Genomic DNA, 5746 nt, shown 5'->3' on the forward strand with positions numbered 1-5746 from the left:
ACGCGGATCTGGAAGGACAGGAAGGCGACCAGTTGCGACAGGGTGACGATGTCGGTGGTCGACCAGCCAGCGTCGAGCAGCGCCTGCAGCGCCGCGGCGCTGGCGTCGCGCGGCCGGAACACCAGCAGATGCACATGCTCCAGCGCGGCGGCGAGGCGCGGGCCGAGAATGCGCCGGGACTCGTCCGCGACCCGGTAGGTCGGGCCGTCCACATCTTCGCCGCTCAGCGGACCGGCGGGGTAATGGCCATAGGGGCCTGTCGCTGCTCCCCGCTCCGCTTCCGCCGCGATGGCGGCGGCGATGGCGGCCGAGCCGTCCTGCCCGGCCAGGGCGTCGGCGTAGAAGCCGGCCGGCGCCGGCTCGCGGTGCAGCACGGCGACGAAGGCGGCGACGGCGCGGCGCTCCAGCGCCGTCACGGTGCCGGGGATCTCGGGCTCGAACAGCGCCAGCCAGCTCTTCTGGGCATTCTCGCGGGCCACTGTCCGCTGCGCCCGGATGCCGTCGAGGCGGGAGCCCGGTTCGATCCCGGCCAGCAGGTCGATGACATCGGCCGTCGGTGCACTCATCGTCTGGTCCTCTTCACGCGAATGGTCTTGCCGCTGTCGTGACGGCGTTCAGCAGGCCGCGGCGGCGCGGATCGTCTCGCCCTTGTCCCGGCGCGTCCAGCCGAGGGAGGGCGCGACCTCCTGCGCCACCAGCTCGATCGAGCGCAGGATGAAGGGGTGCGGCGGGTCGACCGAATGCACCTGCACCACCAGGTCGGTGGCGCGGCGCAGCGTGTCGTCGGCGGCGAGGGAGTCGATCACCTCCTGCGGCGTGCCGAGATGCACGTCGGAGGCGGCGATCAGCTGGTCCAGCGTGTCGCCCGGGGCGCCGCGCCCGGCGGCGGCGAAGCGGTCGGCCTGCCGGCGCCGCCCGCGCTCGGCGAAGCGCCGTGCCTCGGCCCGGTCGTCGGCGACGAACACGCTGCGCGACCCGAGGATGCGCGGCTCCCGCCCCGGCGGCAGTGCCGCGAGATAGGCGTCGATGATCGGGTTCTGGATCTCGGCCAGCGAGGCGCCGGGCGCATCGGCCGGCCGCGGCTGGGTGCGGGACAGCATCAGCCCGTCGCCGGCCGCCCCGGCGCGGGCCCCGCCGGCGACCGAGAAGGTCGCCTGCCAGACGCGGTCGAGCAGCTGCGGCGCCGCCGGATACAGCCGGGTGTCGGCACCATCGAGCGGCGCGCCGCCCCAGGCGTCGAGCAGCACCCGCAGATGCCGGGCGAAGATCTCCGACCGTTCGGCACTGTCGAAGCCGAAGGCGGCGAAGGCCGATGGCGTGCCGCCGGTGCCGACCCCGATTTCCAGCCGTCCGTCGGACAGCAGGTCGAGCACGGCCGCATCCTCCGCCACCCGCACCGGGTGCTCCAGCGGCAGGGTGATGATGCCGGTGCCGAGGCGGACACGGGAAGTCCGTGCTGCGACCTGGGCCAGGAACACCAGCGGCGCCGGCAGGCCGCCCTCGGGCTCATGGAAATGATGCTGGGCGACCCAGGCGCTGTCGAAGCCATGCCGCTCTGCCGCCACGATCTGCTCCGTCGCCAGGCGATAGCGCTCCTGCGCCGTCGCCTCGTCGAGCAGCCGGGTGAAGAAGCCGAGCCGTTTCACTGTCATCGCTGTCGCACTTTTCTCATCGGCCGTCCGGGGCAGAATCGGGGCGGGTATCAGGCAAGGGCCGGTGTCTTCTTGCCGGGAATGGCGTCGATCAGCTCGCGCGTGTAGTCGCTGCGCGGCCGCAGGAAGACCTCCTCGACCGTGCCGCTGTCGACCTGGCGGCCATTGTGCAGCACCGACACGGTGTCGGCGATCTGGCGCACCACGGCGAGATCGTGGGAGACGAACAGATAGGTCAGGCCGAGATCCCGCTGCAGTTCGTCCAGCAAGCCCAGGATCTGCGCCTGGACCGTGACGTCGAGGGCCGACACCGCCTCGTCCAGCACCAGGATCTGCGGGTCGAGCACCAGCGCGCGGGCGATGGCGACGCGCTGCCGCTGGCCGCCCGACAAGGCCCGGGGCGGCCGGGCCGCGACAGCGGCGGGCAGGCCGACCCGGTCGAGCATGCGGTGCACCTTGGCGGCCCGGGCGGGCTTCGGCAGGCGGCCGAAGTTCAGCAGCGGCTCCTCGATGATCTCGAAGATGCTCTGCCGCGGGTCGAGCGAGCCGAACGGGTTCTGATAGACCAGCTGGATCGTCTTGCGGAACTGCCGCAACGCCTCGCCCTTCAGCGTCGCCGGGTCGGTGCCGTCGATCAGGATGCGGCCGCCGCCGGGCTTCTGGAAGCCGACCACGGACCGCACCGTCGTGGTCTTGCCGGAGCCGGACTCGCCGACGATGGCATGGGTCGTTCCGCGCCGGACCGCGAAGGACACGCCGTCGACCGCCCGCACCGTCTCCTTGCCGCGGCCGCCGCGGGCGAAGTCCTGGACCAGGTTGTCGACCACGATGGCATTGTCGTCCCGGCCGTCGGCGGCCAGGGCCCGGGGCGCGCGGAACTGGCCCTTCGCCAGGGATGGGGCGTCGGCCAGCAGCCGGCGGGTATAGGGGTGGCTGGGTGCCGCCAGGACCCGGGCGGTGGCGCCCTGTACCTGGATGCGGCCACCCTGCAGCACCACCAGCCGGTCGGACCGGTCGGCGGCGACGCCGAGATCGTGGGTCACCAGCAGCACCGCGGTGCCGTATTCCCGGCGCAGCTCGTCGATGAGGTCGAGAATGCGGCGCTGGACGGTCACATCCAGGGCGCTGGTGGGTTCGTCGGCGATGATCAGGTCGGGCTGCAGTGCGATCGCAATGGCGATCAGCACCCGCTGGCGCATGCCGCCCGACAGCTCGTGCGGATACTGCGCCGCCCGCAGCTCCGGCCGGGACAGGCCGACCCGGGACAGCAGCTCGACCACCCGGTTGCGGATCGCCTTGCGGTCGCCGCGGCCATGGATCTTCAGGATCTCCCCGACCTGGGCGCCGATGGTCTTGACCGGGTTGAGCGAGCTGGACGGGTCCTGCGGGATCAGGCTGATCCGCGCGCCCCGGATGGTGTCGAGCCGCTTCTGCGACCAGCCGGCGATATCCGTGCCGTTGAGGCGGATGGCGCCATGGTCCAGCCGGCCATTCCCGGCCAGGAGCCCGATCACCGCCTGGGCCGTCGTGGTCTTGCCCGAACCGGATTCCCCGACCAGGGCCACGACCTCGCCGGGCATGATGTGGAAGGATACGTCGTGGACGACGCGGTGATGCTGCTCATGCTCCCGGTAGGAGATGGCGACGTTTTCCAGCTCCAGGACCGGGACCGCATCGGTCTCGTGCGCGGCGATCATGCATCCCTCCCGCGGACGGACTGGCTGATGCGGTTGGCCGACAGCACGATCAGGACCACGGCGATGCCGGGAAACGTCGTCAGCCACCAGGCGGTGGAGACGTAGTTCCGGCCCTCGGCGATCAGCAGCCCCCATTCCGGCGTGGGCGGCGGCGCGCCGTAGCCGAGGAAGCCGAGCGTCGAGATCGACAGGATCGCGCTGCCGAACTGCAGCGCCGTGAAGGCGATGACCGAGGTCAGCGAGTTCGGCAGGATATGCCGCCACAGCACGGCGCCGAACGTCCCGCCGCTGCCGAACGCGGCCTCGACATAGTCGGTGCGCCGGACGCCGACGACCTCGGACCGGACCAGCCGGGCGAATTTGGCGACAGAGGTGACCCCGACGGCGATGGCGGCGTTCACCCCGCCGAATCCCAGCAGGACGATGATGCTGAGCGACAGGAACAGGGCGGGGATCGAGAGCAGGACATCGACGATCCGCATCGCCGCGTCGTCGAACCGGCCGCCGAGGGAGCCTGCGACCAGGCCGAGGATGGTGCCGACGACCAAGCCGACGGCGACCGCGGCCACGGCGCCGGACAGGGAGTTCACCGCGCCGTAGACGATGCGCGCGAACAGGTCCCGCCCGATCTGGTCGGTGCCTAGGATATGCGCCGCGCTGGGCGGCAGCAGCTGCTGCCCCGCCACGCCCTCGGTGCCGCTATAGGCGGTGAACAGGCCCGGCGCGATCGACCAGAGGATGACCACGGCGACCACAAGCCAGGCCAGGACCAGCCCCGGCCGGATGCGCCGGATCCGGGAGGCCAGCGATCGTTTGGCGGCCGGCGCCGCGCTGCCCGACACCGCAGAGGCCTGGTTCACCGGCGCGCTGTCGTCCACTCGCGGCAAGGTGTTCATGCCGAGGCCCCGATCGTCCTGGCCAGCCGTGGATCGAGCACGGGATAGAGCAGATCCACGATCAGATTGATGATCACGAAGGCCGTCGCGGAAATCACCACGACCGCCTGGAGGACGGAGGTGTCCTCGTTGTTGACCGCCTGCTGGGTCAGCGTGCCGATGCCGTTGAGGCCGAACACCGCCTCGGTGATCACCGCCCCGGCCAGGAGTTCGCCGAGCAGGATTCCGGCGATGGTCAGGGTCGGCAGGATCGCATTGCCCGCCACATGCCGCCACAGCACCCGGCTGCGGCTGGCGCCCTTTGCCCGGGCCACGGCGACGAACGGCCGGGTCTGCACATCGTCGATGCTGCGGATCAGGATCTGCGCCAGCGGCGCCGAGATCGGGATGGCGACCGTCAGCACCGGCAGGATCAGGCCGCGCCATTCGCCGGGGTTGATCACCGGGATCAGCTTCAGCCGGAACGACACGACCTGGATCAGCACGATTCCCAGCCAGAAGGTCGGCACCGAGATGAACAGCGACGGCAGAGACTGGATGACCGACCGCAGCCACGCCACCGGCGCCAGGCTGGACAGGAAGGCGATCACCGCAGCCAGGATGGCGGCCAGCAGGAAGCCGAAGCCGGCCAGCCGGCCGGTCGCCGGCAGGGTGGTCAGCAACTGGTCGGCGACGGGAACGCCAGCCTGGATGGAGTAGCCGAGATCGCCGGTCAGGAAGTTGCCGATGGTGTGGACATACTGCACCCAGACCGGGCTGTCGGCGCCATAGGAAGCCCGGATCTCGGTGATCTGCTCCGGGCTCAGACCCATGTCCGGGTTCTGGAACTTGATCAGGATGGCGTCGCCCGGCAGCGCCTGCAGCAGGATGAACGAAACCGTGAAGGCGGCCCACAGGACCAGCACGGCCTGCCCGATCCGGCCGAACAGGTATCTGGACATGGGGTGCGTTCCTGAAGCCCGGGTTGCGGATGATGGTGGAAAGAGGTCCGGATCCGGGCGCGGCGCCCGGATCCGGCAGGATCGAGTCCTTAGTGGGCGGCCAGCCAGGTGCCGTAGAAGCTCGGGCGGCCGACCGCTTCGAAGGCGATGCCCTTGACGTAAGGCGCCCCGGCAAAAACCTGCGGCTCTTCGAAGATCGGAATCACATAGGCCTGGTCCAGCAGGTAGGCCTGGACCTCGCCCGCGAGCTGCAGGTGCTTCGCCGGGTCGGTCTCGGACGCCACGGCCTCCAGCTGCGTGTTCAGCTTGGCGTCGACGAAGCTCTGCACCTTCGAGCTGGACCCGCCCTTCTGCAGCAGCGCGTCGCGGTTGGCGTAGTGGAACTGGCTCTTGATCACATCGGGGTCGGCGCGCCCGACCTCGGCCACGACAACGGGGGTCTTCAGCGGGTCGAGATTGTCCGAGACCGTGCTGCCGGCCGAGCCCGAGAGGATGTTGAGCTTGACCCCGACCTTGGCCCATTGCTGGCCGACCAGCTGCAGCACGCCCTTGTTCTGCGG

General features: G+C 70.6%; 5 protein-coding genes and 1 pseudogene. All 6 read right to left on the minus strand.

Translation table 11 applies throughout. From position 1 onward, the window contains the following. Positions 1-566, minus strand: a 566-nt coding sequence (locus AC3XYG_RS37875) for a CMD domain protein (RefSeq protein ID WP_489145070.1), incomplete at its 3' end; no start/stop codon positions are given. Positions 567-614: 48 nt separating this feature from the next. Next, the gene (locus AC3XYG_RS37880) at positions 615-1652 is read right to left on the minus strand and encodes a putative FMN-dependent luciferase-like monooxygenase (protein WP_489145071.1); all 1038 of its coding nucleotides are present in this window, start codon (positions 1650-1652) and stop codon (positions 615-617) included. 50 nt (positions 1653-1702) lie between these two features. Beyond that, positions 1703-3349 carry a dipeptide ABC transporter ATP-binding protein gene (locus AC3XYG_RS37885; protein WP_489145072.1) on the minus strand — a complete coding sequence of 549 codons (1647 nt, stop codon included), beginning with the start codon at positions 3347-3349 and terminating at the stop codon, positions 1703-1705. Then, complete coding sequence (locus AC3XYG_RS37890) at positions 3346-4245, minus strand: ABC transporter permease (protein ID WP_489145073.1); 900 nt, start codon at positions 4243-4245, stop codon at positions 3346-3348. Before AC3XYG_RS37890 ends, AC3XYG_RS37885 begins: the two co-directional genes overlap by 4 nt. Continuing rightward, a complete protein-coding gene (locus AC3XYG_RS37895; protein ID WP_489145074.1) occupies positions 4242-5186 on the minus strand; it encodes an ABC transporter permease in 945 nt (314 codons plus the stop codon). The genes AC3XYG_RS37890 and AC3XYG_RS37895 overlap by 4 nt, the downstream gene beginning before the upstream one ends. Positions 5187-5275: 89 nt before the next feature. Beyond that, positions 5276-5746: pseudogene (locus tag AC3XYG_RS37900) on the minus strand (TIGR04028 family ABC transporter substrate-binding protein); the annotation flags it as partial.

Source organism: Inquilinus sp., assembly GCF_057815775.1.